Source organism: Mycobacterium sp. NGS51, assembly GCF_059812525.1.
In genome coordinates, this window is the sequence record NZ_JCALCV010000011.1 from 110,195 (window position 1) to 135,585 (window position 25,391).

The window sequence follows — 25,391 nt, forward strand, 5'->3', positions numbered from 1 at the left end:
GCTACTTTCGCGCTGGTCCACCTCGGCCCTCTCCTACCGAATTGCGATGGGCAACCGTAAGCAGTGCCGCAGCCGTTGACAAGTCAGCTGTGGATCAGTGCACACGTACACTCGCGCAGCTGACTAACGTGCCGCAATCAACGTCCGCATTCACTCGAGGGAGATCGTGGTGGCTGACTCACAACCGCGCCGCGTATCGGTATACGCCGACGACGTCAGCGTCGACCTGGTGCTGCCGGGCGGTGTGGCTCTCGCGACGTTGATCCCGTCGATCGTGGACATTCTGGGCGACAGACATGCTCATGACCGCGAACAGACAGCAGTCCGATACCAACTCACTACCCCAGGTCATACCGCCCTCGAAGCCTCGAAATCCCTGGCGCAGCATGGTATCCGAGATGGCGCCGTGCTGACTTTGTCCAGTACGTCGACCGCATTAGCAACGCCCTGCTTTGATGACGACACTGCCGAAGCGGTGTCGGCCACACTGGTCGAGCATGCTCGGCCGTGGACCCCGCGGGCGGCCCGGCTCGCCGGTGCGCTGGCGGCAGTCTGGCTGGCCAGTCTCGGCGCGCTGATGGTGATTCGAGCGGTGCTGGTTACCACCGATGCCCGCCATGTCGGCGCCGCGACCGCAGTTGCGGCTGCCGCCGGTTGCGGCGCGCTGCTGGCGGCCGTGATGGCGCATCGCGGATTCGACGACGCCGTTGCCGGCCTGACGCTGAGCCTATTGGCCACCGGCTTCGTCGCACTCGCCGGCGCGCTGGCGGTCCCCGGGGGGATCAGCGCCGCCAAAGCGTTGCTCGCCGCGGCGGCGGCGGCCGTCACAGCCGTAGTAGCGACGCACGGAAGCGGCTGCGGCACCATCACATTGACGGCGATAGCCTGCTCTACGAGCGTTGCCGCCCTTGCCGCGTTGCTGGTAGTGGCCACCGCCGCGCCGCTGCACGTCGTCGGTGCAGCTTTCGCGGTGATATCGCTGGCTCTACTCGAGGCATCCCCGCGGCTATCGATCCTGGTGGCCGGATTATCACCGCGGTTACCAGCAGAGCCCGCCACTGAGCCGGTGCCCGACCCGGGAGGCCTGCGTAGCAGAGCGTTTCGGGCGGACGCCTGGCTGACCAGTCTGGTCGCCGCATTCGCGACCTCAGCAGCGTTAGGATCCGCGGGCGCTGCAGTTACCGCACGCCCACGCATGCTGGGGGTGGCGTTTGCGGCGCTGACCGGGATGGTGCTGCTGGCACGGGCACGTTCACAACGCGGCACACCGCGAACCGTGGTACTCGTTGCGACCGGATCAGCAGCGTTCAGCGTCGCGTTCGTGGTCGCGGCAATCGCGGGTGCGGCTCACATCGTGTGGACTGCTGCGGCGACATCGGCGCTGGCAGCCGTTGCGCTGGGCCTGGGTTTCATCGTTCCCGCGGTCACCTTCTCTCCGATCGCGCAGCGAGCCTTTGCGCTGCTGGAGTGTCTGGTGCTGGCAACCATTGCGCCGCTGGCTTGTTGGATCTGCGGCTTCTACGCCGTTGCACGCGGTCTCAGCCTGTGATACCTCCCAAGAGCGCACTACACGCCGTGGCAGCCGTGGTGCTGCTCGCGCTTTCCGCGTGCGCTACGCCGGTCGCGGAAGCGGTAACGCCGCCGCCGATCGACAACAGCCGGCTGCCCGAACCGGCGCCGCCGACGCCGCCGCAGCCCACCGTGCAGCGTGAGATGTGCGCGGTACCGTCGATGGCGCCGTCCGCAGACCACGCCGCCGACCAGCTTGCCGGCCTTGGTGTGACGCAGGCCTGGCAACTCAGCCGCGGGTCGGGTCAACGGGTCGCAGTCATCGACACCGGCGTTTCGCCGCACCCAAGGCTGCCGGAAACGGCGCCCGGCGGTGACTATGTCTTCACCGGCGACGGCCTGCAGGATTGCGATGGGCACGGCACCGCCGTCGCCGGGATCATCGCTGCCGCACCCGATCCCAAACACATCGATGGCTTCAGCGGCGTCGCCCCCGATGTCACACTGATCAGCATCCGGCAGTCCAGCAGCAAATTCGGGGCGGTCGGCGATCCGTCGAGCACCGGATTCGGTGACGTGGATACCATGGCCAAAGCCGTCCGTACCGCAGCCGACCTTGGCGCATCGGTGATCAACATCTCGTCGGTCGCCTGCGTCCCGGCCTCATCGGCGCTCGACGACCGCGCGCTGGGCGCCGCGCTCGCCTATGCGGTCGACGTCAAGAACGCCGTCGTGGTCACAGCGGCCGGCAACACCGGTGGCTCCGGGCAGTGTCCGGCACCACGAGCCGAAACCACCTGGGACACCGCGACGGTCGTGGTGAGCCCGGCGTGGTACGACGACTATGTCCTGACGGTGGGTTCGGTCAATGCCCACGGTGAGCCGTCCTCGTTCACGCTCGCCGGACCGTGGGTAGATGTGGCCGCACCCGGCGAATCGGTGATCTCTCTCAGCCCCTTCGGCGACACGACGATGAATTCGGTTGGCGACCAAAGCGATTCCACGGCCTTGTCCGGTACCAGTTACGCCGCGCCGGTGGTCAGCGGCCTTGCCGCGCTGGTCCGTTCCCGGTTTCCGACACTTACGGCCAGGCAGGTGATGCAACGCATCGAAGGCACCGCTCATCATCCGCCAGGTGGATGGGATCCGCTCGTGGGCAATGGGCTGATCGACGTCGGCGCTGCCGTCAGCACCGAAGCACCGGCGTATTCCGCCCCCCGGCCCCACGACTCACCGGTGGTCATCCCGTCGCCGGTCCCGCCTCCGGCGCCGGATCGTCGCCCCCGGAACACCGCGTACGCCGGGACAGCGGTCTGTCTGACGGTACTGACGGCAGCACTGAGCGCCGGCGCGCTCTCGGCCCGGCTACGGCGTGCCCGCTCGGCTCCCGCCACGCCCCGCACCGACGGTGTCTCGGGCGATTGACGCGCTTTTTCTACTCAGCTCCGGACCTGGCGGCAGCGTGACCAGCACCGGCCAGGGCGCCGGGATTAGCGTCGGCGGCAGGCCAAGGTCACGTTCGGCGTTGATGTCGTGGACGGCGAACCGCACCCCGGTATCGGTCACCAAATATCGGGTGCCGGATTCGGCGTCGCCGCCGGATAGCGTCGTGGACCGGACGTAGGCGCTGCGACCAGGCGGAAGGTACACCGCGTCGACCGCGGGACCGGTTCCGTCCGCCTGCGACAACAGCACCGGCGTCTCACCCACCGGTACGGGCAAGCCGCCGGTGCTGAACGAGACCTCGGTATTACCCGATGCCGCGTTAACCCACCTCGCACACAGCGCCGCGCCGGCATCCACCGGTGTCGAAGCTTGCCCGGGAAAGGTGGCCAGCGGCAATTCGGTCACGCTCGGAATGCCGCGGAGGAGGTCGGGCGCCACCGACATGATGGTGCGCGTGCCGTGCGCATCGGTGAACCGCAAGAGATCCGCGACAACCTGCCCGATGCGCTGAATTCCGCTGCTAAGCACGACATATAACTCGTCACCGCCGGCATGCGTTATCCGCAGCACACTGCCGACCGCGAATCCGGCTACCGGACCGGGTTGGCCGGCGCGGAGAATCTGCGGCACGGCAATCGCGGGTGCCTCCGGGATGGCATTCAGCAATACATGCGAAACGGTGTGTGGCACAACGTTCTCCAGCCGAAGCGCACGCGCGACGGCGGGATCGGCGACGTCGACCACCGCGCGACGCCCGTCGTAGAGCAAATACGTTGATGCACCGGCGTCCGCCGTGACCAACACGGTCTGGGCCGCCGAAAGGCGATGTGCGGACGTCTGCGCGGAGCCGACGATGATCGTGGTGCCGTCGTGGTCATCGCAGACCGTCCAGGGTGTTTGGTCGGCCGGTAGCGGCGGCGCCAAGAACTGCGGAGCACCGGGAATACCCATCGCGGGGCCGCGTTTGGTGTGGCTCAACACCAACTCCGGTACCGGCTGCGGATTGCTCGCGGTTGCCGTGATCAACCGCGCCGAGGCCAGGTTCAGCACCGGATGCACGACGTCACCAACCCGGACGTAGAGCGCTCCGGACTGTTGGCCCATCAGAATCGGCCCGTCGCCCAACGATGGCTGCGGGCGCAGCACGGCAAGCCCCGCGCACGCGGTAATCACCACGACCGCCAGCACGGCCCCTGTCGCCAAGGCCTGCGCCGGGGTACGGAACGGTTCGTCGGCGATGCGGATATCTCTGCCCAGCAGCGCGCATTCGATGCGACGCAGCAGAAATCGGTACCCGCTGACGTGCAATCGAGTGGATGCTCGTGATGCCATGCGGCCCCCCGGGGTTGGCGTCACGATAGGCCGCCGAGCGGTGTTGCCGTGCCCTTCGATCCACAGTCGACATTCGCCGAAATGAAGATTTGGCAGGCTAACGGTAATATCTCCACGTGCACTACCACCAGATGAGTCAGCTGGCATCCCGATACCGTCGCTGGGCAAGCCTGAGCGCTGCAGTACTGGCCGCCGCCGCAATGGTGATCGCACCGAGCGTGTTCCCGGCCACTGTCCCCTCGGCCGCAGCCACCGACTGCCCCGACGCCGAGGTGATCTTCGCCCGCGGTACTGGCGAGCCGCGCGGCCTGGGACGTGTGGGTGATGCCCTGGTCGGCTCGCTGCGCCAGCAGACCGGGATGAACATCGACACCTACGGCGTGAACTATCCGGCCGGCAAGCTCCAACTGGGCGGGGGCGACGGCGCCAACGACACCATTTCGCGGGTCAAGAAGGTCGTTCAAGAGTGCCCGGACACCAAGATCGTGCTGGGCGGATACTCGCAGGGCGCGTCGGTGATCGACATCGTCGCCGGAGTTCCGGTGGGCGGCGTTTCGTGGGGCAGCCCGTTGCCCGCCCAATACGCCGACAACATTGCGGCGGTGGCCACCTTCGGCAATATCGTCGGCCGGTCGGGCAGCCCGCTTTCCAGTCAGAGCGCACTGCTCGGATCGAAGACCATCGACCTGTGCAACCCCGGCGACCCCATCTGCCACGCCGGCCCTGGCAACGAGTGGAGCGACCACACCGACGGCTACGTGCCCACCTACACCACCCAGGCCGCGACGTTCGTCGCTGCCAAGCTGCTGGTAGGGCAGCCGCACATGCAATACGGCGTGCACATCAATTAGAGCGGCTAATATCGTGCCGTGAGCATTCTCTCGGTGGATCCACGGCCGCTCGTCGTTGCGGTGTTGCTCGCCGCGGCCGTGCTGGTCACTGCACCCGCACCGGCGGCCACCGCGGCATCCTGCTCGGATGCCCAGCTGGTGTTCGCCCGTGGCCGGTTGGAGCCGGCCGGCGCCGGCCAGATCGGCACTGCCTTGCTCAGCGCGCTGCGGTCGAGGGTGCCGGAGAAGAACATCGGCCTGTACGCCGTCAACTACGCAGCCAACACCGATGTTCAACGGGGCGCCAATGATATGAGCGGGCACGTTCAGTACATGACTGACAATTGCCCCGACACTCGACTCGTGCTCGGCGGCTATTCGCTGGGCGCCGCCGTCACCGATGTGGTACTCGCCGTTCCGACCGCTATTTTCGGGTTCAGCAATCCGCTGCCTGCGGGCACCGACGAACACGTCGCCGCGGTGGCGCTATTCGGCAACGGAAGCCAATGGGTCGGACCGATCACGAGTTTCAACCCGATCTACAACGACCGGACCATCGAGTTGTGTCACGGCGCCGATCCGATCTGCAATCCCGCCGACCCAAACACCTGGCGGACCAACTGGCCGGAGCACATGGCTCCCGCCTACATCAAGGCGGGCATGGTCGATCAGGCCGCAGATTTCGTCGCAGACCGGTTGCGCTAGCCATACGCTCAGTCACGCGATCGGAGATCGCGAGTCACCAGTGATCGCGCCGCCAACTGGTCGTCCGGCGGGTAATCCACGCCGACCAACGTCAACCCCCGCGCCGGCGCCGCCGCGAAGTCGCTGGACCGGTGAGTAACGGTGAGCAGATCACGACACCATGCGGCGCTGCGGCGGTGTTCGCCGACGGCCAGCAACGCCCCGACCAACGAACGCACCATCGACCAGCAGAACGCGTCGGCGGTGACGTGGGCAGTGACCAGTTCGCCCTCGCGCGACCAGTCCAGCCGCTGCAGATCACGAATAGTGGTGGCGCCGTCGCGGTGACGACAGAACGCGGCAAAGTCGTGCAGTCCCACCAGCTCCCGCGAGCCCTCCGTCATCGCCTCCACATCCAGCGCCCGCGGCCAACCCGTGACGTAACGGGCCTGGTGTGGCTCCACGCCGTACGGCGCAGTCGATAACCGATAGATGTAATGGCGGCGTAGCGCCGAGAAGCGGGCATCGAAAGCCGCCGGTGCGCGGATGATTCGGCGGATACGGACGTCTGCGGGTATCAGCCGACCGAGTCGCCGGATCAGCGGCAAGAATTCCGGTTCAGCCGGTCGCGGCGAGCGCGGATAGGCGTTGGGTAGCGCCTCGATGGGGACATCGGCATGGGCCACCTGACCGGTGGCGTGCACGCCGGTGTCGGTGCGTCCGGCCGCGCGCAGCCGCACCGGCGTGCGGAACACCGTCGACAGCGCCTCGTCGAGGACACCGGCGACGGTGCGCAGGCCCGCCTGCACGGCCCAGCCCGCGAATTCTGTTCCGTCGTAGGCGATATCGAACCGAAGACGAACGCGCCCGCCACCGGCGTCGATGGCGGGCCCGTTCACGAGATTTTCAGGAGTCGTCGGAGTCAGCCTTGGCTTCCTCGTCGTCCGCCACGGCGTCGGTGGCCTCCTCGGTGGCGCCGGTGTCGGTAGCTTCGCCGGCTTCGGCGTCAGCCACCTCCTGAGCCTCCGGCCCCACCGCCGCCTCCGGTTCGACGGCGGCCTGCGGGGCGGCCGCGGCAACCGCGGGCGCCGCCTTGGATCCGGCTGCCCGGCGGGCCCGGTTGGCTTCCGAGGTCACCGTCTTCTCTTGCACCAGCTCGATCACCGCCATCGGAGCGTTATCACCCTTGCGCGCCTCGACTTTGATGATGCGGGTGTATCCGCCGTTGCGGTCGGCAAAGAACGGTCCGATCTCGGCGAACAAGGTGTGCACCACGTCCTTGTCGCGGATCTTCTTGAGCACCTCGCGCCGGTTGTGCAGCGTGCCCTTCTTGGCGTGGGTGATCAGCTTCTCGGCGTAGGGCCGCAGTGCCCGCGCCTTGGGCTCGGTGGTCTTGATCCGGCCATGCTCGAACAGCGCCGTGGCCAGGTTGGCCAGAATCGCCTTCTGGTGCGACGACGACCCGCCGAGACGAGGCCCCTTGGTGGGCTTAGGCATTGGACGCTCCTGTCTTGAGTCCGGCTATCAGAGCTGTTCGGTTTCGGCGTAGTCCTGGTCGTCGTAGTTGGCGTCGCTGGACCAGGTTCCGGTGGCGACGTCGTAGCCAGCGACCTCCGACGGGTCGAAGCTGGCCGGACTGTCCTTGAGCGACAGGCCCAGCTGGTGCAGCTTGACCTTGACCTCGTCGATGGACTTTTGACCGAAGTTGCGGATGTCGAGCAGATCCGACTCGGTGCGCGACACCAGCTCGCCGACGGTGTGCACACCTTCGCGCTTGAGGCAGTTGTAGGACCGCACGGTCAGATCCAGGTCGTCGATCGGCAGGGCGAACGAGGCGATGTGATCGGCTTCGGCCGGCGACGGCCCGATCTCGATGCCTTCGGCCTCAACGTTGAGTTCACGTGCCAGGCCGAACAACTCCACCAGGGTCTTACCGGCCGACGCCAACGCGTCGCGCGGGGTGATCGAGTTCTTGGTCTCCACGTCCAGGATCAGCTTGTCGAAGTCGGTGCGCTGCTCGACACGGGTGGCATCCACCTTGTAGGTGACCTTGAGCACCGGCGAGTAGATGGAATCGACTGGAATACGGCCGATTTCAGCACCGGACGCCTTGTTCTGCACCGCCGGCACGTAGCCGCGGCCACGCTCGACGACGAGCTCCACCTCGAGTTTGCCCTTGTCGTTGAGCGTCGCGATCTGCATATCCGGGTTGTGCACAGTGACACCGGCGGGCGGCACGATGTCCCCCGCCGTGACCTCACCCGGACCCTGCTTGCGCAGATACATCGTCACCGGCTCGTCTTCCTCCGAAGACACCACCAGACTCTTGAGATTCAAGATGATGTCGGTGACGTCTTCCTTGACACCGGGCACGGTGGTGAACTCGTGCAGCACACCGTCGATGCGGATGCTGGTGACCGCCGCGCCGGGGATCGACGACAGCAGCGTGCGGCGCAGCGAGTTGCCCAGCGTGTAGCCGAAACCCGGCTCCAGCGGCTCGATGACGAACTGCGAACGGTTGTCGCTGACGGTCTCTTCGGACAGGGTGGGACGCTGTGAGATCAGCATCTGTTTTCTTCTCCTTCTCGGCACCCGCTATTTGATGCCGCTTTGTTACATCGCGGCGACCCGCTTCGCCCGGCTTCGCCGCGCTTGCGATCGCCGCAGACCTGCACCGGGTGGTGCAGGTACTACTTCGAGTAGAACTCGACGATCAGCTGCTCGGTGAGCGGGACGTCGATCTGCGCCCGCTCCGGCAGTTGGTGGATCAGGATCTTTTGACGTTCCCCGACCACCTGCAGCCAGCTGGGGATCGGACGGTCGCCGGCGGTTTCCCGCGCGATCTGGAACGGCAACGTGTTCAGCGACTTGTCCTTGACGTCGATGATGTCGTACTGCGACACCTGGTAGCTGGGGATGTTCACCTTGACGCCGTTGACGGTGAAGTGGCCGTGGCTGACCAGCTGGCGGGCCATCCGACGGGTCCGCGCCAGCCCGGCGCGGTAGATCACGTTGTCGAGCCGGCTTTCCAGGATGCGCAGCAGTTCCTCGCCGGTCTTGCCGCCGCGGCGAACCGCCTCGGCGTAGTAGCGGCGGAACTGCTTTTCCATCACGCCGTAGGTGAAGCGGGCCTTCTGCTTCTCCTGCAGCTGCAGCCGGTATTCGCTTTCCTTGATCCGCGCGCGACCGTGCTGGCCGGGCGGGTAGGGACGCTTTTCGAATGCCTGGTCACCACCGACCAGGTCGACGCCTAACCGGCGCGACTTACGGGTGGCGGGTCCGGTGTAACGAGCCATGGGTTGTTTCTCCTCCTAGACCCGGCGCCGCTTGGGCGGACGGACACCGTTGTGCGGCTGCGGGGTGACGTCGGAGATCGCACCGACCTCCAGACCCGCCGCCTGCAACGACCGGATGGCGGTTTCGCGACCCGAACCGGGCCCCTTCACGAACACGTCGACCTTCTTCACGCCGTGCTCCTGGGCTTTGCGCGCGGCGTTCTCGGCGGCCAGCTGCGCAGCGAACGGCGTCGACTTACGCGACCCCTTGAAGCCGACGTGACCCGAGGACGCCCAGGCGATCACGTTGCCCTGCGGATCGGTGATCGTCACGATCGTGTTGTTGAAGGTGCTCTTGATGTGGGCGGCGCCGTGCGGGACGTTCTTCTTCTCCCGGCGACGGGTCTTCTGCCCCTTCTTGGGGGCGGACGCTGCCTTCTTGGCTGGTGGCATGGCTGATTACCTGGCCTTCTTCTTGCCTGCGATGGTGCGCTTGGGGCCCTTGCGGGTGCGCGCGTTGGTCTTGGTCCGCTGGCCACGCACCGGCAGGCCGCGGCGGTGTCGCAGGCCCTGGTAGCAGCCGATCTCAATCTTGCGACGAATGTCGGCCTGCACCTCGCGGCGCAGGTCTCCCTCGACCCGCAGATTGCCTTCGATGTAGTCGCGCAGGTGGGCCAACTGATCGTCAGTCAGATCCTTGCTGCGCAGATCCTTGTCGATGCCGGTGGCGGCCAGGATCTCATTCGACCGGGTGCGGCCGATGCCGTAGATGTAGGTCAGCGCGACCTCCATGCGCTTATCGCGCGGCAGGTCGACGCCCACTAGACGTGCCATAAGTGGCGTTCCTCTTTTCTTCGCGGAGGTCTGATCCCAGTCCGTTCCCGGCTGACTGCTCCGGGGCCCGGCCTCCGTTCCGGGCGTGGATGAGCGGCCTATCCGCTCACTGGTGCTGGGAGGTCTGCATTCAGTTGTGAAGCGCCCGGCTGTGCCGCGCTTGCGATCGCCGCTCTAGCCCTGGCGCTGCTTGTGGCGCGGATCGGAGCAGATCACCATGACCCGCCCGTGCCGGCGGATCACCCTGCACTTGTCGCAGATCGGCTTGACGCTCGGGTTCACCTTCACGGCTGTTTCGATCCTGTTCTGTCTTCTCGCTGGTAGGGGTCGGGCTTTGTTACTTGTATCGGTACACGATGCGGCCCCGAGACAGGTCGTAGGGAGACAGCTCCACTACCACCCGGTCCTCGGGCAGGATGCGGATGTAGTGCTGCCGCATCTTGCCGCTGATGTGGGCGAGCACCTTGTGGCCGTTTTCCAGCTCAATGCGAAACATCGCATTCGGCAGGGGCTCGACCACGCGGCCCTCGACCTCGATGGCACCGTCCTTCTTGGCCATAACCTTCCAGAAATCCTTGTCATTGGTTTCGTCCGGGTGTGCGCCCGAATCAGCGCAGCATTCGCTCGACTTGAAACGTGAGCCGGTGTTAGGAAAATTCCGAGATTCCTAGGACTGGGCACGCAAAAAAGCCGGCGCGGATGACGCACCGTTGCTCCACGATACTCGCTCATTCGGCCTGGCCAAAATCGCCGCGAGAGAAAATCCTGCCGTCCCCGCGGGGCCGTGCCGGACGCCTGACCGGGGCGTTCTGTCGCCGGGCGTCCATACCGCTGGGGCCGACGGTGCCGGCCGGGGCCGCATGGTCAGCCGGAATAGCGACACCGGACCGCAGGTTGGAGCCACCATGACGGACGCAGCAGCAGCAACCAAGCCCAACCTCGGTCGTTTCGGATCCTTCGGCCGCGGCGTCACCCCACAGCAAGCCAGGGAGATCGAGGCGCTGGGCTACGGCACTGTCTGGGTGGGTGGCTCACCGCCGGCCGAGCTGGAATGGGTGGAGCCCATCCTCGAGCAGACGACCACGCTGCAGGTGGCCACCGGCATCGTCAATATCTGGTCGGCGCCGGCCAAGCCGGTGGCCGAGTCGTTTCACCGCATCGACAAGGCCTACCCGGGCCGCTTTCTGCTCGGCATCGGCGTCGGCCACCCCGAAGCCATCAGCGAATACCGCAAGCCCTACGACGCGCTGGTGGAATACCTGGACCGCCTCGACGACTACGGCGTGCCGGCCGAGCGTCGGGTGGTGGCCGCGCTGGGCCCGCGGGTGTTGAAACTCTCGGCAGAACGCAGCGCCGGCGCGCATCCGTACCTGACCACCCCCGAACACACCGCACAGGCCCGCGAGCTGCTCGGCCCGTCGGCGCTGTTGGCACCCGAGCACAAAGTGGTGTTGACCACGGATGCCGATAGCGCACGGGCTGTCGGCCGCAAGGCCCTCGACATCTACCTCAACCTGGCCAACTACTTGAACAATTGGAAGCGGATCGGGTTCACCGACGACGACATCACCCGCCCGGGCAGTGACCGCCTGGTCGATGCCCTGGTCGCCTACGGCGCTGCCGAGACGATCGCGGCGCGAATCAACGAGCACGTCGCCGCGGGCGCTGACCACGTCGCTATCCAAGTGCTGACTCGACCTGACAAGCTGGTGACGGCGCTGGCGGAACTGGCCGACGCACTAAGACTGAACTCCACCTGAGCGCGGCGACAGACACACGATTAAGGACGCAGATGAGCGAGGCCGTTTCCCTCAAACCCGACCTGGGCCGCTACGGCGTGTGGTTGGGCACCCGCAGCATCTCCCCCGACCTGGCCAGCGAGATTGAATCGCTGGGCTATGGCGCAGCGTGGATCGGTGGTTCACCCGATGCCGACTTGTCGTGGGTGGAGCCCGCACTCGCGCAGACCACCTCGCTGCAACTGGCCACCGGGATCGTCAATATCTGGTCGGCGCCGGCCGCAGCCGTCGCCGAGTCCTACCAGCGCATCGAAAAGGCTTACCCAGGAAGGTTTTTGCTCGGCGTTGGGGTCGGGCACCCGGAACACACCGAGCAGTACCGCAAGCCCTACGAGGCGCTGGTGAGCTATCTCGACGAACTCGACGCCGCAACGGTGCCGACCAGTCGGCGAGTGATCGCGGCGCTGGGTCCGAAGGTGCTCGCGCTGGCGGCGCAGCGAAGCGCCGGCGCTCACCCGTATCTGACCACGCCGGAGCACACGGCACAGGCCCGCGAGCTGGTGGGCAACACGGTGTTTTTGGCGCCCGAACACAAGGTGGTGTGGACCGGTGACGCGGAGGAGGCTCGCCGGGTCGGCCGCAAGAGCGTCGGCTTTTACCTCGGGCTGAGCAACTACGTGAACAACTGGCACCGGCTGGGATTCACCGAGAAAGATGTCCGCGAGCCCGGCAGCGACAAACTGATCGACGCGTTGGTCGCCCACGGCTCCCCCGACGCCATCGCCGCTCGGCTCGACGAGCATCTGCAGGCCGGTGCCGACCACGTGGCGATCCAGGTGCTGACGCGGCCCGAGAAGGTGCTCGAAGCGCTGACCGAACTCGCCGCAGCGCTTGGCTTGACTTCCCGCGGCTAAGCAGCGGGCCGCACCGGCTCCGCACCAGGCGATCGTTGCTCGGTTAGGGTTGCGGCATGCGGCTACTGGTGACCGGTGGCGCCGGCTTCATCGGCGCCAATTTCGTGCATGCCGCGGTCCGGGAAAACCCCGAGGACGTGGTCACCGTGCTCGACGCGCTCACCTACGCCGGCAGCCGAGAATCGCTGGCCCCCGTCGACAACGACATCCAGCTGGTGGAAGGCGACATCACCGACACCGAGCTGGTTTCCCAGCTGGTGGCCGAGTCCGATGCGGTCGTGCACTTCGCCGCCGAAACCCATGTGGACAACGCGCTGGCCGATCCAGAGCCGTTTTTGCACACCAACGTGATCGGCACGTACACCATTCTGGAAGCGGTTCGCCGCCATGATGTGCGCCTGCACCACATCTCGACTGACGAGGTCTACGGCGACCTCGCACTCGACGACCCACGACGGTTCACCGAATCCACCCCCTACAACCCGTCGAGCCCCTACTCGTCGACCAAGGCTGCCGCTGACATGTTGGTGCGGGCCTGGGTGCGCTCTTACGGTGTGCGCGCGACGATCTCGAACTGCTCGAACAATTACGGACCGTATCAACACGTGGAGAAATTCATTCCCCGCCAGATCACCAACCTGCTGACCGGACGACGCCCCAAGCTGTACGGCCGCGGAGCCAACGTGCGGGACTGGATCCACGTCGACGACCACAACGCCGCGGTCCGGCGGATCCTTCAAGCCGGCCAACCGGGACGGACGTATCTGATCGGTGCGGAGGGCGAACGCGACAACCTGTCGGTGCTGCGGACAATATTGCAGATGATGGGCCACGACCCCGACGATTTCGATCACGTGACAGACCGCGTCGGCCACGATCTGCGCTACGCCATCGACCCCTCTCAGTTGCATGGCGAATTGTGCTGGGCGCCAAAGCATACTGACTTCGAAGACGGTCTGCGCGCCACCATCGACTGGTATCGCGCCAACGAGTCCTGGTGGGGGCCGTTGAAGGACGCCGTCGAGGCCCGCTACGACCAGCGCGGTCAATGACATGAAGATTCGTGAACTCGACATCCCAGGTGCCTGGGAGATCACTCCGCAACTACACTCTGACTCCCGGGGATTCTTCTTCGAGTGGCTTACCGACCGGGATTTCACTTCGTTCACCGGCCACCACTTCAACCTGCAGCAGGCCAACTGTTCCGTCTCGTCAGCAGGGGTGTTGCGGGGCTTGCATTTCGCCCAGTTGCCCCCGAGCCAGGCCAAGTATGTGACGTGCGTGTCCGGGTCGGTGTTCGACGTCGTCGTCGACATCCGGCTGGGCTCACCGACTTTCGGTCGGTGGGATTCGGTGCTACTCGATGACCAGGATCGCAGAACGATCTACATCTCGGAGGGACTTGCGCATGGATTCCTTGCGTTGCAGGACAACTCGACAGTGATGTACCTGTGCTCGTCGGAGTACAGCCCGCAACGCGAACACACCATCTGCCCCACCGATCCAGCGCTGGGAATCGACTGGCCCGGCGGCAGCGAACTGGTGCTGTCGGAGCGTGACGCCGCGGCTCCCACTCTCGAGGAAGTCCGCGGCGCCGGACTGCTACCTACCTGGGAGGCGACCCGCGCCTTCATCGACACGTTGCGGGCCAATTCGTAGGACCTGTCTGCCTCAGCCTCCGCGACGGGAGACCAGCTCACGCATATCGGCAAGACCCTGTTCCTGCGCGTCGTTGAGGAAGGCCGGCAGCGGAGCCCGCACTTCGGGCAGCACCTCGTGGTCGATGAGAGCCTGCAACGCGGACTGCTTGCCGTTGCGGCCGGCCTGGTTGTCAATTTCCTGACGGCCCAACGGCGTTGAGTAGTCGTAGAGTTCCCGCTCGATCTTTCGAGACGTGTCGATGTCCATGCCACCGGGCTTCCAGTACGAGTACATGCTCAGCTTGGCGTCCTGGGTTCGCACGGCCACAATGTGATTCGGCGCGGACGTGGGAATGTCGGTCGGCAACTCGCCCGTCCCGAATACCGCACGGATGTCCGGCGACTTCAACAAGGTCGTCATCTCCTCGACCGACATATCGTCGGTGACGTGCGCGATCCATGGCCGCCCCTTCGCGGTTGCGTTTCTGGCGATGGCGGCCAGATCCGCACGCCCCGCCAGATACGAGTAGCGGGGTTCGGCGCGCCATCCGTCGCCGCCATACCCGATGGTCAGTAGCAGCGCGGCCAAGTCGACGCTGGAAGTGAGCTGCGTTCGGGTGTCGCCGGGACTGGGTGTGAGGCGCCCCTGCGGGTCACGAATGTAGAGCGGTACCCGGATCGACTCGTCGTACGCCGCTGCGCCCTTGCCGCGCAAGCCGTGCGAGCCGCCGTATTCGCCGTGGTCGGACGTGAAGACGACCACAGTGTTGCGGTCGATTTCGCGGCGTGACGCCAGTTTGTCCAGCACGCGCCCGATCTGAGCATCCACCTGCTGTTGCAGCCACAGGTACATGTCCAGGCAGCGCGCCCATTGGCGTGGGGCATCCGGTCCCGAATACGACAGCATCCCCGTCAGCAGCGGAGACATGAAGTTGAGATAGTCGATCTGCAGCTGTGGCTTGCCCCGGCGACGCAAGTCCTCGGGTGTTTCGAAGTTCACCGGTGCGGCGTCGAACCAGTGCGGGACATCCTCGGGCAATGGGTTTTTCGGCCACCAGCAGATGTCATGCGGGTTGACCAGCGAGACCGTCGTACACCACGGGCCGGTGGCGGCGTTGTCGTCGAACCATTGACAGAACTGGTCGACGATGCCTGGGTCTTTCTGCAATCCCTGGTTGGGCGAACCGTTCGGCGAGGGGAAGGTTCCGCCGGAAAAGCCGTGCTCCTCGAGCCCTTCCGGCGTCGAATCACCCGTATGTCCCAGATGCCACTTGCCCCACCACCACGTCGCATAGCCCTGCTGACGCAGCATGGTGCCCCAGGTCGGAAACCGGGGGGCAAGCGTCGACTCGCTGGGCCCCTCGCCGGTGAACAAGCATCCGGTTTGATGCGAGTACAGGCCGGTGGTCATCACTCCGCGCGAAGGGGTGCACATGTTCGACGCGGTGTAGTGCGACTCGAAAGAAACGCTGCTGCTCTGCAATCGACCGATATTGGGCAGCATGGCGTTGAGTTGCTCGCGCTGCGGAAACCACTGTGGCGTGCGCATTTGGTCGACGACGATTACCAGGATGTTGGGTTTGTTGCCACCGGCCATCGACGATTCGCTCGGTCCTGGCTTGCGCAACAGCTCGTATCCGCCGAATCCCAACGCGGCAGCGCCCGCTGCCGTCCCAGCACCTGCCAGTACCGTCCGCCGAGTGATCGCAGCCATGCTCCTATTCAAGCAGTGCAAGCCAGATGGTATGGAATCCGCACGTCGGGTCGTCGACTGTGTGAGCGGCTACCCGGAACCCATGCATCTCGAGTAGGGCGCGATATTCGGCGCTGTCGAGACTTGCGTGATACAGCGACTCGCCCGCATAGCTGCCAATCCGCTCGCCGTGGGCTGGACCGCTGGTGAACATCAGCGCGGCGCCAGGCGCTGCGTGCTGCTTGAAGACCGAAAACATCCGTCGCTGATCAACTGGTGGCAGGTGAAAGAAGCTGTCCCAGGCAAGTATTCCGTTGAACGTGCACTCCAGAGCCAACATCCGCATGTCAGCGACATGCCAATTCTGCTCCGGGAAGCGATTCCGGCACATCGCGATCATGGTGGTAGCGGAGTCCACCCCCGTCACCCGGCAGCCCTGCTCGATCAGGTATCGAGCCGGCACGCCGGATCCGCATCCGACATCAAGCACAGCGGCATCAGGTGGCAGCAGCGCCAGGAAACGATCCAGCCACCGTGCCTCGGGTACGCACTCGCCACGATCCGCGACCAGGCGCCTGCATGACGCTCGTACACCTCGATGACTCGGCCGGCGGCATCAGAGGTCACGGAGCCGAATCTACTGAGGTCGGCCTCCGCCGGCTTGCCACGCACCCCGGGTCATTACTAGGATGTCCTAGTATCCACTCGTTCTTCTCCTTTAGCCGAGGGCTGCCATGACCGCTCAGATTTCGCATTTCATCGATGGCCAACGCTGCGCCGGGCAGTCCGGTCGCACCGCGGAGGTATTCGACCCCAACACCGGCCAAGTGCAATCGCTGGTGCCGATGGGGAGCAAAGCCGACGTCGATGCGGCGGTGGCATCGGCCGCCCAGGCGCAACGCGGCTGGGCGGCCTGGAACCCGCAACGGCGCGCCCGGGTGATGATGCGCTTCATCGAGTTGGTGAACCAGAATGTCGACGAACTGGCCGAGCTGCTGTCGTTGGAGCACGGCAAGACGCTGGCCGATTCCCGCGGCGACATTCAGCGCGGTATCGAGGTGATCGAGTTTTCCATCGGCATCCCACATCTGCTCAAGGGTGAATACAGCGAGGGCGCCGGCCCCGGCATCGACGTGTACTCATTGCGCCAGCCGTTGGGCGTGGTGGCCGGCATCACCCCGTTCAACTTCCCGGCGATGATCCCGCTGTGGAAAGCGGGACCGGCGTTGGCGTGCGGGAATGCCTTTATTCTCAAGCCTTCTGAGCGCGATCCCTCGGTGCCGGTACGCCTGGCCGAGTTGTTCGTGGAGGCCGGCCTGCCGCCCGGGGTGTTCCAGGTGGTCCACGGCGACAAGGAAGCCGTCGACGCGATCTTGACCCACCCCGATATCACCGCGGTTGGGTTTGTCGGCAGCTCGGACATCGCCCAGTACATCTATGCCACGGCGACGGGTACCGGCAAGCGTGCGCAATGCTTCGGTGGGGCCAAAAACCACATGATCGTGATGCCCGACGCCGACTTGGATCAGGCGGTCGACGCGCTGATCGGCGCCGGGTACGGCAGCGCCGGTGAGCGGTGCATGGCCATCAGCGTCGCGGTGCCGGTCGGCGAACAGACCGCCGACCGATTGCGCGGCAGGCTCGTTGAGCGCATCAACAACCTGCGTGTCGGGCACAGTCTGGACCCCAAAGCCGACTACGGCCCGCTGGTCACCGGCGCCGCTCTCAACCGGGTGCGCGACTACATCGGCCAGGGCGTGGCCGCCGGCGCCGACCTCGTCGTCGACGGGCGCGAGCGCGCCAGCGATGACCTGGCATTCGGTGACGCCAACCTCGAGGGCGGGTTTTTCATCGGCCCCACCCTGTTCGATCATGTCACCGCGGACATGTCGATCTACACCGACGAGATCTTCGGGCCGGTGTTGTGCATCGTGCGCGCCCACGACTACGAAGAGGCTTTGCGGCTGCCCACCGAACACGAATACGGCAACGGGGTGGCGATTTTCACCCGCGACGGCGACACCGCCCGCGACTTCACCTCCCGGGTGCAGGTCGGCATGGTCGGCGTCAACGTGCCGATCCCGGTTCCGGTGGCCTATCACAGCTTCGGCGGTTGGAAACGCTCCGGCTTCGGCGACCTCAACCAGCACGGACCGGCATCGATCCAGTTCTACACCAAGGTCAAGACCGTCACCTCACGCTGGCCGTCGGGCATCAAGGACGGTGCCGAATTCGTCATCCCCACAATGAAGTAGCTGCAGAATGCCATTCTTCGAACTCAACGACGACGAGCGAGTGATCACCGAAACAGCAGCCGCGTTCGCCGGCAAGCGGCTGGCGCCGTACGCCCTGGAATGGGATGCGAGCCAGCACTTCCCGGTCGACGAGCTGCGTGAGGCGGCGCAGCTCGGCATGGCGGCGATCTATTGCCGCGACGACGTGGGCGGCAGCGCGCTGCGACGGCTCGACGGGGTGCGGATCTTTGAGCAGCTGGCCATCGCCGACCCGACGACGGCTGCCTTCCTGTCCATTCACAACATGTGCGCCTGGATGATCGACACCTTCGGCACCGCCGAACAGCGCAAGGCCTGGGTGCCGCGGCTGGCTGTGATGGACGTCGTTGCCAGCTACTGCCTGACCGAACCCAATGCCGGCTCGGACGCCAGCGCCTTGCGCACCCGTGCTGTCAAGCAGGGCGGCGATTACGTGCTTGACGGTGTCAAGCAGTTCATCTCGGGGGCGGGCGCCTCCGACGTGTACGTGGTGATGGCACGCACGGGCGGCGAGGGCCCCCGCGGCATCTCGGCTTTTATCGTCGAGAAGGGCAGTGCCGGGCTGAGTTTCGGTGCCCATGAGGAAAAGATGGGCTGGAACGCGCAGCCGACTGCACAGGTGGTCCTGGAAGACGTGCGGGTGCCCGCCGACGCCATGCTGGGCGGCGCCGAGGGCGAAGGCGCCGGTTTCGGCATCGCGATGAAAGGGCTCAACGGCGGCCGGATCAACATCGCCGCCTGTTCACTCGGCGGGGCGCAGGCCGCATTCGACAAGGCGGCCGCATACCTTGCGCATCGCGAGGCGTTCGGCAATGTCCTGCTCGACGAGCCGACCATCCGGTTTACCTTGGCTGATATGGCGACCGCGCTGGAGACCTCGCGAATGCTGTTGTGGCGTGCGGCTACTGCGCTGGACGACGACGCCGAGGACAAAGTCGAGTTGTGCGCGATGGCCAAGCGGTATGTCACCGACGCGTGCTTCGACGTGGCGGACAAGGCGCTGCAGTTGCACGGCGGCTACGGCTATCTGCGCGAGTATGGTCTGGAAAAGATCGTCCGCGATCTGCGGGTGCACCGCATCCTGGAGGGCACCAACGAGATCATGCGGGTGGTCATCGGCCGGGCAGAAGCCGCACGGGTCCGCGCCGGCGCGTAGAAAGGCGGGAAGTTGTCGACGATCGCGTTTCTGGGTCTGGGCCACATGGGCGGACCGATGTCGGCGAATCTCGTTGCCGCCGGCCATACCGTGCGGGGCTACGACCCGGTGACCGCTGCGTGCACGACCGCCGCCGGCAAGGGCGTCGCGGTATTCGACAGTGCCGCAGCCGCGGTGGCCGATGCTGACGCCGTCATCACCATGCTGCCCCATGGCGATGCGGTCAAACGTTGCTACGCCGACATCCTGCCCGCCGCTAAACCGGGCGCGCTGTTCATCGACAGCTCCACGATCTCCGTCGACGACGCGCGCGAGGTGCACGCGTTGGCCGACTCGCGCGGCGTCACCCAGCTCGATGCGCCGGTCTCCGGCGGCGAGGCGGGTGCCGTCGCCGGCACGCTGGCCTTCATGGTCGGTGGCGACGAGGACGCCCTGCAACAGGCGCATCCTATTTTGGAACCCATGGCGCGCAAGATCATTCACTGCGGCGCAGCCGGCGCGGGTCAAGCCGCCAAAGTCTGCAACAACATGGTGTTGGCCGTGGAGCAGATTGCGATCGGCGAGGCGTTCGTATTGGCCGAGAAACTCGGGCTGTCGGCGCAGTCGCTGTTCGACGTGATCACCGGCGCGACCGGCAACTGCTGGGCTGTGCACACCAACTGTCCGGTGCCCGGCCCGGTGCCGACCTCACCGGCCAACCATGACTTCAAGCCGGGCTTCGCGACCGCGTTGATGAACAAGGATCTGGGCCTGGCGATGGATGCGGTGGCCTCGACCGGTTCAGCCGCCCCGTTGGGCAGTCACGCGGCGGAAATTTATCGCGACTTCGCCGCCAGACACGGCGCTGAGGACTTCAGCGCGGTGATCAACCAGCTTCGCGGCAGCTGAACCGGGCCACCACCCGCTGCGCCTGCACCTCCCGGCACCCGCTGGCCAGCAGCCCGTCGTAGCCAGCCTCACCGGTGAAGATCGCCGGCAAACCGATCGCCGCGGCCGTCCGCGCGCCGGCCTCGGACCCGGCTATCACCAGCGCCTCGCCGGCCACAATGCCCAGCTCCCACTGCGCCAGCCGGTAGAGCTCGGCGTCACCGGCGGGACCGGTTAAGTCATCGGCGCTGATCACCGTCTCGGTCATGCCGTCCCCGATCAGTTCCCGCACCCGGTTCTCCACCCAGTCGCGTGACCCTGCGCCGACCACCGCGACCCAGATGCCAGTGACGAACAGGCTCAGCACCAGGTCGACCAGTCCGGAACGCGGCTCACCGTCGGAGTCGGCCAGAGCATCGGTATCGAAGATCACCGCTTGCAGGGGGTACACCTCGGCATCGCGTTGCACCACGTGGTCCCACCAGAACGGACGGCCGGGACTGGTCCATCGAGCGAGCTCAGTTGTGATCGGCATGACAAGCACCTTGTCGGAAATCGGCCCGGGTGTCCTCCCCCATCGGGGGGATCTGGGCGGGGGGATACAGGGGGATCTGGGCGGGGTAATCGCCACGGGCGGCCTTATTGTCTTGCTATGCCCCCCGTGCGCCTGGTCCTCGTCGACGACCACGAGATGGTGATCGAAGGGCTGCGGGCCATGCTCACCGCGTTCTTCGACCGGATCGAAGTGGTCGGGCAGGCGATCAACGCCGAGCAGGCGCTGGCCGTGATCGCCGACACCGATCCCGACATCGTGCTGTGTGACGTGCGGATGCGCGGCGAAAGCGGGCTGGACCTCTGCCTGGCGCTGCGGGAACGCGACCCGGACCGCAGGGTGGTGATGCTCTCGGTCTACGACGACGAGCAGTATCTGTTCGAGGCGCTGCGGGTGGGTGCCAGCGGCTACTTGCTTAAGAGCATCAGCAGTGACGACCTGGTGCACCAGCTCGAGTTGGCCCACCGGGGCGAGACGGTGATCGACCCAGGCCTAGCAGCCCGGGCGGCCGACACCGCCGCACGGCTGCAGCGGGACGAGTTCTGGCCGGGTGCCCGCCAGGGCCTCACCCAGCGGGAGAGCGAGATCCTGGCGTACATGGTCAGCGGGCTGTCCAACCGGGGGATCGCCAACAAGCTCGTCATCGGCGAGGAAACCGTGAAGAGTCATCTGCGTTCGATCTACCGCAAGCTCGGTGTCACCGACCGGACTGGCGCCGTGGCCACCGCCCTGCGCGAGGGTATCTACCAGTGACCGAGGGCATCCGGCCGTCCAACGCGGTGCGCGACCTCGTCGACGCCGACCGTGAACTCGCGCTGCTGCGCGAACTCATCCAGGCGGCCTCCAGCGGCCCGGGCGTGGAACCCCTGGCCGCGGCGGCCGCGCGGATGATCACCGCTGCCACCAGCACCGACGTGTGCTTCGTACACGTCCTCGACGACAGCGAGCGCTCACTGACCCTGGCCGGCGCAACACCGCCGTTCGACGGCCAAGTGGGAAAGATCCGGCTGCCGTTGGGGTCCGGGGTTTCCGGCTGGGTGGCCAGCCACCGCGAACCCGTCGTGATCACCCACGACAAGGAAGCCGACCCGCGGTATCTGCCGATCCAGTCGCTGCGGGGTCGCGACTTCACCTCGATGGTGTCGGTGCCGATGGAAACCGATCCCGGCGGCCTGGTCGGCGTGCTCAACGTGCACACCGTGGCGCGGCGCGAATTCAGCGACGGTGACGTCGAGCTGTTGCGGGTCATCGGCAGGCTCATCGCCGGCGCGATGCATCAGGCCCGCTTGCATCGTCGGTTGGTGGCCCGCGAACGCTCCCACGAGCTGTTCGTCGAGCAGGTGATCGAGGCACAGGAAATCGAGCGCCGCCGACTGGCCGGCGACATCCACGACGGGATCTCGCAGCGGGTGATCACGCTGTCCTACCGGCTCGACGCCGCGGCCCGGGCGCTCGGCGACGACCCGGCGGAAGCCTCCGAACAACTCGACGAAGCCCGCGAACTCGTCAGGCTGACCCTGCAAGAGGCGCGCGCGGCGATCAGCGGACTGCGTCCGCCCGTTCTCGACGATCTCGGCCTGGCCGGCGGCCTGGCCAGCCTGGCCCGGTCGATGCCGCACATGGATCTGGAGCTCGACCTCTCCGACACCCGGCTGCCCGAGCACATCGAGCTCGCGCTGTATCGCATCGCCCAGGAAGGCTTGCAAAACATCGTCAAACACGCCAACGCCACGATGGCCCGGGTGCGCTTCGCGGTGGACGACGACATCGCCCGGCTGGAAATCGTCGACGACGGAGTCGGTTTCGACACCTTCGAGAATCCGCTGGGCGGCGACGAGATGGGCGGCTACGGGGTGCTGTCGATGTCCGAGCGGGCCGAGCTGGTCGGCGGGCAGCTGAACATCCGGTCGCGGCCCGGCACCGGGACAGCAGTCACCGCAACAATTCCGCTGCCGTCACTTATCGCGTGAGCCCCCTTCCTGCGCGAGCGTGCGTGTCACCGGCCGACACGCCGCAATAAAACCCGGAATAGCGCACGCTCGCGCCAACGGTGCTGAGCGCCAAAGCCCCGCATCAAAAGTCGCCGGCGTTGTACCGCAACGTCTCGATCGACGACACCAACGCCTGCGAGTCGGCGTCCGACATCCCGATGTCGACAAACACCTGCTTGTTGAGTGTCACGGTGGCGTCTTCGACCGTCGAGCGGCCCAAGTCGGTGATCTGCACCAGCGTGGTCCGCCCGTCGGTGGGATGCGGTATCCGCTGCACGAGCCCGTTGGCTTCCAGCCGCCGGATCGCATGGGTGACGCTGGTGACGTGGACCTGCAGCCGGTCGGACGCCTTGGTGATCGGCAGCGCGCCGGTGCGGGTGAACGCCAACAGGCGCAACAGCTCGAACCGGGAAAAGCTCAAGTCATAGGGCCGTAAGGCGGTCTCGACACGGGCAAGCAGGATCTGGTGGGCCCGCATCACCGAGGTCACCGCGACCATGCCCTGGGCCACGTCGCCCCATCCGGCGCGCTCCCAGTTGGTCCGCGCCGCCGCGATCGGGTCACGGTTATCAGAAGCGGCCACGCCCCTTCTTACCGCACTTCGGCGCGATCGCGCCGACTTTCACATCGCGGCCAACACCGCCAGGGTGGACTCTCGAGCACCAACGGTGATGCGCGCGCCGCCATCGGCGTAACAACGAATCTGCAGACCGCCGCCGCCCAACACCTCGCGCCACGGCCGATCCCTCGACGGCAGGTACAAGAAGTTCGCATGCGAGTCGGTGCTGTAGATCCCCACCGCGGATAGCCGCATCCGCAGATACCGGCGTTCGGCAGTGATGAGCCGGATCCGCTGGAGCAGTTGGCCTTCGGCATCATAGGACGCGGCGACTGCCGTCAGGCTGGTAATCGCCATGCCGAACGGCAGCTGACTTGTCCACAATGTCTGGATGAGCTCGGTCGATCCGAGTCCATAACCGATCCGCAACCCCGCCAATCCGTACGCCTTGGAGAATGTCCGCACCACAACCACATTCGGGAAACGTGCGATCAACGTCGCCGCGTCGATTCGATGCTCGGCTGCCGTGAACTCGATATAAGCCTCGTCGAGCACGACGATCGTGTCCGCCGGTATCCGGCGCAGAAACTGCAGCACGTCGGCGACGGGTTCGATGGTGCCGGTCGGGTTGTGCGGCCGGCATAGCACGGCCACGCGGGCGTTCACGGCGGCATCGGCGAAGGCCTCCAGGTCGTGGTGTCCGTGCTTGTCGAGCGGGACGATCACCGGGCGCAATCCGGCGAGCTGGGCGAAAATCGGATACCCGTCGAACGTCGGTGCAGCCATGACGATCGAATCGCCGGGCGCGGTCATCGTCTGGAGCAGCTGCATCACCACACCCGTCGCACCGGCGCCGAGCGCCACCTGGGCTTCCGCCACACCGATATGTCCGGCGATCACTCGCCGCAGCTGCTGCGGCAAAAACTCCGGATACCGGTTGGCGGCGTCGATCGAGCGGATCAAGGCCGACCGTACCGAAGGCAACGGCGGGAACGGGTTCTCGTTCAACGACAAGGCAAGTGGGTCGACTGGGTTCGGCAGCGCCGCACTGAACACCGGATCCGCCACCGCCGCCATCAGTTGCGTCCACCCCATCGGATGGCCGCGGCGCCGGCGAAGTCACCCGCGTGTGCGAAAGCCGCCATCAGCGCCACGTCGCCGGCCGCGATCTGTCCGCTACTGATCGCGCGATCAAAATTCACCGGGATCGCGGCACCGAACAAGTTGCCGCACTCATCGAAGGTATCGAGGTGTCGCGATTCGGGCACCTCGAGTGCTTCGCGCCAGTTCCGCAGGAACACCCGATTGGGTTGGTTGGTGACGAGCAGGCCGATATCCTTGGATACCAGACCTATTCGGTCGCACACGGCCAATGCCAGTTCCGGAACCTGGCGGTTCCCGCGGGCGAGCACCTTGGCGATCTTGCTGTCGGTGAAACCGATGCAGCCTTCGCCGGATCCGGGCTGCCAGTACTTGCGTGGCGGATCGATCGTGTACGTCATGTCGCCGGCGTATTCGCCGTAGGTGCAGCACTCCGCATCGAGGATGGGCGACTGGTCCGATACCGTGACCAGGCCGACCGCGGCGCCGTCGCCGGGAACCGACGCCTGTGCCTTGCCACGCACCCCGGGCTGGTCGAACACCTGACCCGCCGCGTTCTGCGCGATCGCGATGAGCGCCGTCCGTCCTGCCCCGGTGGCCAACAGTTGACGAGCCACCTTCAGTGCCAACACGAATGCCGCGCACCCGCCGTTGTGCAAGTCCAGCACCCATGACGGTCGCATGCCCAACCGGTGCGCCACGCCGCCGCCTGCGCCGTAAAACGGCATATCTGGCAGCTGAGTATGGGTGATCAGCACGTCGACGTCTTCGACGGCCTCCCGGCCATGGCGTTCTATCAGCCCCACACAGGCCCGTTCGACCATGTCGATCGCGGTCTCGTCCGGGGCGACGTGGTGGCGAAACTTGGGTGCGCGGAACATGAGATTGTCACGCAGGGCGTCGGATTCAGCGAATTCAGCGTAGTAATCCGCGCCGATCGGCGCGCCGGGCAGATAGCTGGAGACATCGGCCAGGCTGACAGCGGGTGGACTCAT

At 66.0% G+C, this 25,391-nt stretch carries 28 protein-coding genes; 13 read left to right on the forward strand and 15 right to left on the reverse strand.

Translation table 11 applies throughout. The features are described 5' to 3' along the window. Positions 1-169 precede the first annotated feature (169 nt). On the forward strand, positions 170-1,549 hold the full coding sequence (gene eccD, locus AC5Y5W_RS15160) for a type VII secretion integral membrane protein EccD (protein WP_500010886.1): 1,380 nt from the start codon (positions 170-172) through the stop codon (positions 1,547-1,549). Then, positions 1,549-2,934: a type VII secretion-associated serine protease mycosin gene (gene mycP / locus AC5Y5W_RS15165; protein WP_500010988.1), complete on the forward strand. Its 1,386-nt coding sequence runs from the start codon at positions 1,549-1,551 to the stop codon at positions 2,932-2,934. Before eccD ends, mycP begins: the two co-directional genes overlap by 1 nt. On the opposite strand, the gene eccB is transcribed toward mycP, so the two are convergent. Next, positions 2,875-4,287: a type VII secretion protein EccB gene (gene eccB / locus AC5Y5W_RS15170; protein ID WP_500010888.1), complete on the reverse strand. Its 1,413-nt coding sequence runs from the start codon at positions 4,285-4,287 to the stop codon at positions 2,875-2,877. The two genes, mycP and eccB, sit on opposite strands and share 60 nt — an antisense overlap. A gap of 131 nt (positions 4,288-4,418) precedes the next feature. On the opposite strand from eccB, the gene AC5Y5W_RS15175 reads away from it, so the two are divergent. After that, complete coding sequence (locus tag AC5Y5W_RS15175; protein ID WP_500010890.1) at positions 4,419-5,138, forward strand: cutinase family protein; 720 nt, start codon at positions 4,419-4,421, stop codon at positions 5,136-5,138. A gap of 18 nt (positions 5,139-5,156) precedes the next feature. Then, positions 5,157-5,822, forward strand: coding sequence for a cutinase family protein (locus AC5Y5W_RS15180; RefSeq protein WP_500010892.1), 666 nt, complete (start codon positions 5,157-5,159; stop codon positions 5,820-5,822). An 8-nt stretch (positions 5,823-5,830) separates the two neighbouring features. Here AC5Y5W_RS15180 and truA read toward each other — a convergent pair whose 3' ends face one another. The 8 genes from truA to infA form a co-directional block, all read right to left on the reverse strand. Continuing rightward, positions 5,831-6,700, reverse strand: a complete 870-nt coding sequence (truA, locus tag AC5Y5W_RS15185; RefSeq protein WP_500010894.1) for a tRNA pseudouridine(38-40) synthase TruA — start codon at positions 6,698-6,700, stop codon at positions 5,831-5,833. 7 nt (positions 6,701-6,707) lie between these two features. Beyond that, positions 6,708-7,298: a 50S ribosomal protein L17 gene (gene rplQ / locus AC5Y5W_RS15190; RefSeq protein WP_500010896.1), complete on the reverse strand. Its 591-nt coding sequence runs from the start codon at positions 7,296-7,298 to the stop codon at positions 6,708-6,710. A 27-nt stretch (positions 7,299-7,325) separates the two neighbouring features. Further along, on the reverse strand, positions 7,326-8,369 hold the full coding sequence (locus tag AC5Y5W_RS15195) for a DNA-directed RNA polymerase subunit alpha (RefSeq protein WP_500010898.1): 1,044 nt from the start codon (positions 8,367-8,369) through the stop codon (positions 7,326-7,328). Between the two features lie 122 nt (positions 8,370-8,491). After that, positions 8,492-9,097: a 30S ribosomal protein S4 gene (gene rpsD, locus AC5Y5W_RS15200; protein WP_499888215.1), complete on the reverse strand. Its 606-nt coding sequence runs from the start codon at positions 9,095-9,097 to the stop codon at positions 8,492-8,494. Between the two features lie 15 nt (positions 9,098-9,112). Continuing rightward, complete coding sequence (gene rpsK / locus AC5Y5W_RS15205) at positions 9,113-9,529, reverse strand: 30S ribosomal protein S11 (protein WP_008260256.1); 417 nt, start codon at positions 9,527-9,529, stop codon at positions 9,113-9,115. A 6-nt stretch (positions 9,530-9,535) separates the two neighbouring features. Continuing rightward, complete coding sequence (gene rpsM / locus AC5Y5W_RS15210; RefSeq protein ID WP_065013436.1) at positions 9,536-9,910, reverse strand: 30S ribosomal protein S13; 375 nt, start codon at positions 9,908-9,910, stop codon at positions 9,536-9,538. A gap of 174 nt (positions 9,911-10,084) precedes the next feature. Then, positions 10,085-10,198: a 50S ribosomal protein L36 gene (rpmJ, locus tag AC5Y5W_RS15215; protein ID WP_003879483.1), complete on the reverse strand. Its 114-nt coding sequence runs from the start codon at positions 10,196-10,198 to the stop codon at positions 10,085-10,087. A gap of 49 nt (positions 10,199-10,247) precedes the next feature. Further along, positions 10,248-10,469, reverse strand: a complete 222-nt coding sequence (infA, locus tag AC5Y5W_RS15220; protein WP_003418601.1) for a translation initiation factor IF-1 — start codon at positions 10,467-10,469, stop codon at positions 10,248-10,250. 346 nt (positions 10,470-10,815) lie between these two features. Here infA and AC5Y5W_RS15225 point away from each other — a divergent pair, with 346 nt between their 5' ends. Genes AC5Y5W_RS15225 through rfbC form a run of 4 tightly spaced genes read left to right on the forward strand, consistent with a single transcriptional unit; the run spans position 10,816 to position 14,222 of the window. Beyond that, a complete protein-coding gene (locus tag AC5Y5W_RS15225) occupies positions 10,816-11,670 on the forward strand; it encodes an LLM class F420-dependent oxidoreductase (RefSeq protein WP_500010900.1) in 855 nt (284 codons plus the stop codon). A 32-nt stretch (positions 11,671-11,702) separates the two neighbouring features. Then, positions 11,703-12,563 (forward strand): LLM class F420-dependent oxidoreductase, encoded by an 861-nt coding sequence (locus AC5Y5W_RS15230; protein WP_500010902.1) that lies wholly within the window; start codon positions 11,703-11,705, stop codon positions 12,561-12,563. Positions 12,564-12,619: 56 nt separating this feature from the next. Beyond that, positions 12,620-13,615 (forward strand): dTDP-glucose 4,6-dehydratase, encoded by a 996-nt coding sequence (gene rfbB, locus AC5Y5W_RS15235; RefSeq protein WP_500010904.1) that lies wholly within the window; start codon positions 12,620-12,622, stop codon positions 13,613-13,615. 1 nt (position 13,616) lies between these two features. Then, on the forward strand, positions 13,617-14,222 hold the full coding sequence (gene rfbC, locus AC5Y5W_RS15240) for a dTDP-4-dehydrorhamnose 3,5-epimerase (RefSeq protein WP_500010906.1): 606 nt from the start codon (positions 13,617-13,619) through the stop codon (positions 14,220-14,222). A gap of 12 nt (positions 14,223-14,234) precedes the next feature. On the opposite strand, the gene AC5Y5W_RS15245 is transcribed toward rfbC, so the two are convergent. Next, positions 14,235-15,917 (reverse strand): sulfatase-like hydrolase/transferase, encoded by a 1,683-nt coding sequence (locus AC5Y5W_RS15245; protein ID WP_500010908.1) that lies wholly within the window; start codon positions 15,915-15,917, stop codon positions 14,235-14,237. Positions 15,918-15,921: 4 nt separating this feature from the next. Continuing rightward, positions 15,922-16,467: a class I SAM-dependent methyltransferase gene (locus AC5Y5W_RS15250; RefSeq protein WP_500010990.1), complete on the reverse strand. Its 546-nt coding sequence runs from the start codon at positions 16,465-16,467 to the stop codon at positions 15,922-15,924. Positions 16,468-16,630: 163 nt separating this feature from the next. Here AC5Y5W_RS15250 and AC5Y5W_RS15255 point away from each other — a divergent pair, with 163 nt between their 5' ends. Genes AC5Y5W_RS15255 through mmsB form a run of 3 tightly spaced genes read left to right on the forward strand, consistent with a single transcriptional unit; the run spans position 16,631 to position 20,213 of the window. Beyond that, positions 16,631-18,151 (forward strand): CoA-acylating methylmalonate-semialdehyde dehydrogenase, encoded by a 1,521-nt coding sequence (locus tag AC5Y5W_RS15255; protein WP_500010909.1) that lies wholly within the window; start codon positions 16,631-16,633, stop codon positions 18,149-18,151. Positions 18,152-18,158: 7 nt separating this feature from the next. Beyond that, complete coding sequence (locus AC5Y5W_RS15260; protein ID WP_500010910.1) at positions 18,159-19,325, forward strand: acyl-CoA dehydrogenase family protein; 1,167 nt, start codon at positions 18,159-18,161, stop codon at positions 19,323-19,325. A gap of 12 nt (positions 19,326-19,337) precedes the next feature. Continuing rightward, positions 19,338-20,213: a 3-hydroxyisobutyrate dehydrogenase gene (gene mmsB, locus AC5Y5W_RS15265; RefSeq protein WP_500010912.1), complete on the forward strand. Its 876-nt coding sequence runs from the start codon at positions 19,338-19,340 to the stop codon at positions 20,211-20,213. Here the strand turns inward: mmsB and AC5Y5W_RS15270 are convergent. Beyond that, on the reverse strand, positions 20,191-20,727 hold the full coding sequence (locus tag AC5Y5W_RS15270; protein WP_500010913.1) for an HAD family hydrolase: 537 nt from the start codon (positions 20,725-20,727) through the stop codon (positions 20,191-20,193). The two genes, mmsB and AC5Y5W_RS15270, sit on opposite strands and share 23 nt — an antisense overlap. A 117-nt stretch (positions 20,728-20,844) precedes the next feature. On the opposite strand from AC5Y5W_RS15270, the gene AC5Y5W_RS15275 reads away from it, so the two are divergent. Further along, on the forward strand, positions 20,845-21,498 hold the full coding sequence (locus tag AC5Y5W_RS15275; RefSeq protein WP_500010914.1) for a response regulator: 654 nt from the start codon (positions 20,845-20,847) through the stop codon (positions 21,496-21,498). Next, complete coding sequence (locus AC5Y5W_RS15280) at positions 21,495-22,715, forward strand: GAF domain-containing sensor histidine kinase (protein WP_500022393.1); 1,221 nt, start codon at positions 21,495-21,497, stop codon at positions 22,713-22,715. Before AC5Y5W_RS15275 ends, AC5Y5W_RS15280 begins: the two co-directional genes overlap by 4 nt. Before the next feature lie 103 nt (positions 22,716-22,818). On the opposite strand, the gene AC5Y5W_RS15285 is transcribed toward AC5Y5W_RS15280, so the two are convergent. Genes AC5Y5W_RS15285 through AC5Y5W_RS15295 form a run of 3 tightly spaced genes read right to left on the reverse strand, consistent with a single transcriptional unit; the run spans position 22,819 to position 25,391 of the window. After that, entirely contained in the window at positions 22,819-23,319 is a 501-nt protein-coding gene (locus AC5Y5W_RS15285) for a MarR family transcriptional regulator (RefSeq protein WP_500010918.1), read from the reverse strand. 39 nt (positions 23,320-23,358) lie between these two features. Continuing rightward, complete coding sequence (locus AC5Y5W_RS15290; protein WP_500010920.1) at positions 23,359-24,372, reverse strand: pyridoxal phosphate-dependent aminotransferase; 1,014 nt, start codon at positions 24,370-24,372, stop codon at positions 23,359-23,361. Continuing rightward, the gene (locus AC5Y5W_RS15295; RefSeq protein ID WP_500010922.1) at positions 24,372-25,391 is read right to left on the reverse strand and encodes a 3-oxoacyl-ACP synthase III family protein; all 1,020 of its coding nucleotides are present in this window, start codon (positions 25,389-25,391) and stop codon (positions 24,372-24,374) included. The genes AC5Y5W_RS15290 and AC5Y5W_RS15295 overlap by 1 nt, the downstream gene beginning before the upstream one ends.

Coding starts and splice junctions, on each gene's coding strand:
- eccB (WP_500010888.1), bottom strand. CDS start 4,287: ATGGCATCACGAGCATCCACTCGATTGCACGTCAGCGGGTACCGATTT.
- AC5Y5W_RS15175 (WP_500010890.1), top strand. CDS start 4,419: ATGAGTCAGCTGGCATCCCGATACCGTCGCTGGGCAAGCCTGAGCGCT.
- rplQ (WP_500010896.1), bottom strand. CDS start 7,298: ATGCCTAAGCCCACCAAGGGGCCTCGTCTCGGCGGGTCGTCGTCGCAC.
- AC5Y5W_RS15195 (WP_500010898.1), bottom strand. CDS start 8,369: ATGCTGATCTCACAGCGTCCCACCCTGTCCGAAGAGACCGTCAGCGAC.
- rpsD (WP_499888215.1), bottom strand. CDS start 9,097: ATGGCTCGTTACACCGGACCCGCCACCCGTAAGTCGCGCCGGTTAGGC.
- rpsK (WP_008260256.1), bottom strand. CDS start 9,529: ATGCCACCAGCCAAGAAGGCAGCGTCCGCCCCCAAGAAGGGGCAGAAG.
- rpsM (WP_065013436.1), bottom strand. CDS start 9,910: ATGGCACGTCTAGTGGGCGTCGACCTGCCGCGCGATAAGCGCATGGAG.
- infA (WP_003418601.1), bottom strand. CDS start 10,469: ATGGCCAAGAAGGACGGTGCCATCGAGGTCGAGGGCCGCGTGGTCGAG.
- AC5Y5W_RS15225 (WP_500010900.1), top strand. CDS start 10,816: ATGACGGACGCAGCAGCAGCAACCAAGCCCAACCTCGGTCGTTTCGGA.
- AC5Y5W_RS15230 (WP_500010902.1), top strand. CDS start 11,703: ATGAGCGAGGCCGTTTCCCTCAAACCCGACCTGGGCCGCTACGGCGTG.
- rfbB (WP_500010904.1), top strand. CDS start 12,620: ATGCGGCTACTGGTGACCGGTGGCGCCGGCTTCATCGGCGCCAATTTC.
- rfbC (WP_500010906.1), top strand. CDS start 13,617: ATGAAGATTCGTGAACTCGACATCCCAGGTGCCTGGGAGATCACTCCG.
- AC5Y5W_RS15245 (WP_500010908.1), bottom strand. CDS start 15,917: ATGGCTGCGATCACTCGGCGGACGGTACTGGCAGGTGCTGGGACGGCA.
- AC5Y5W_RS15255 (WP_500010909.1), top strand. CDS start 16,631: ATGACCGCTCAGATTTCGCATTTCATCGATGGCCAACGCTGCGCCGGG.
- AC5Y5W_RS15260 (WP_500010910.1), top strand. CDS start 18,159: ATGCCATTCTTCGAACTCAACGACGACGAGCGAGTGATCACCGAAACA.
- AC5Y5W_RS15270 (WP_500010913.1), bottom strand. CDS start 20,727: ATGCCGATCACAACTGAGCTCGCTCGATGGACCAGTCCCGGCCGTCCG.
- AC5Y5W_RS15275 (WP_500010914.1), top strand. CDS start 20,845: ATGCCCCCCGTGCGCCTGGTCCTCGTCGACGACCACGAGATGGTGATC.
- AC5Y5W_RS15290 (WP_500010920.1), bottom strand. CDS start 24,372: ATGGCGGCGGTGGCGGATCCGGTGTTCAGTGCGGCGCTGCCGAACCCA.
- AC5Y5W_RS15295 (WP_500010922.1), bottom strand. CDS start 25,391: ATGAGTCCACCCGCTGTCAGCCTGGCCGATGTCTCCAGCTATCTGCCC.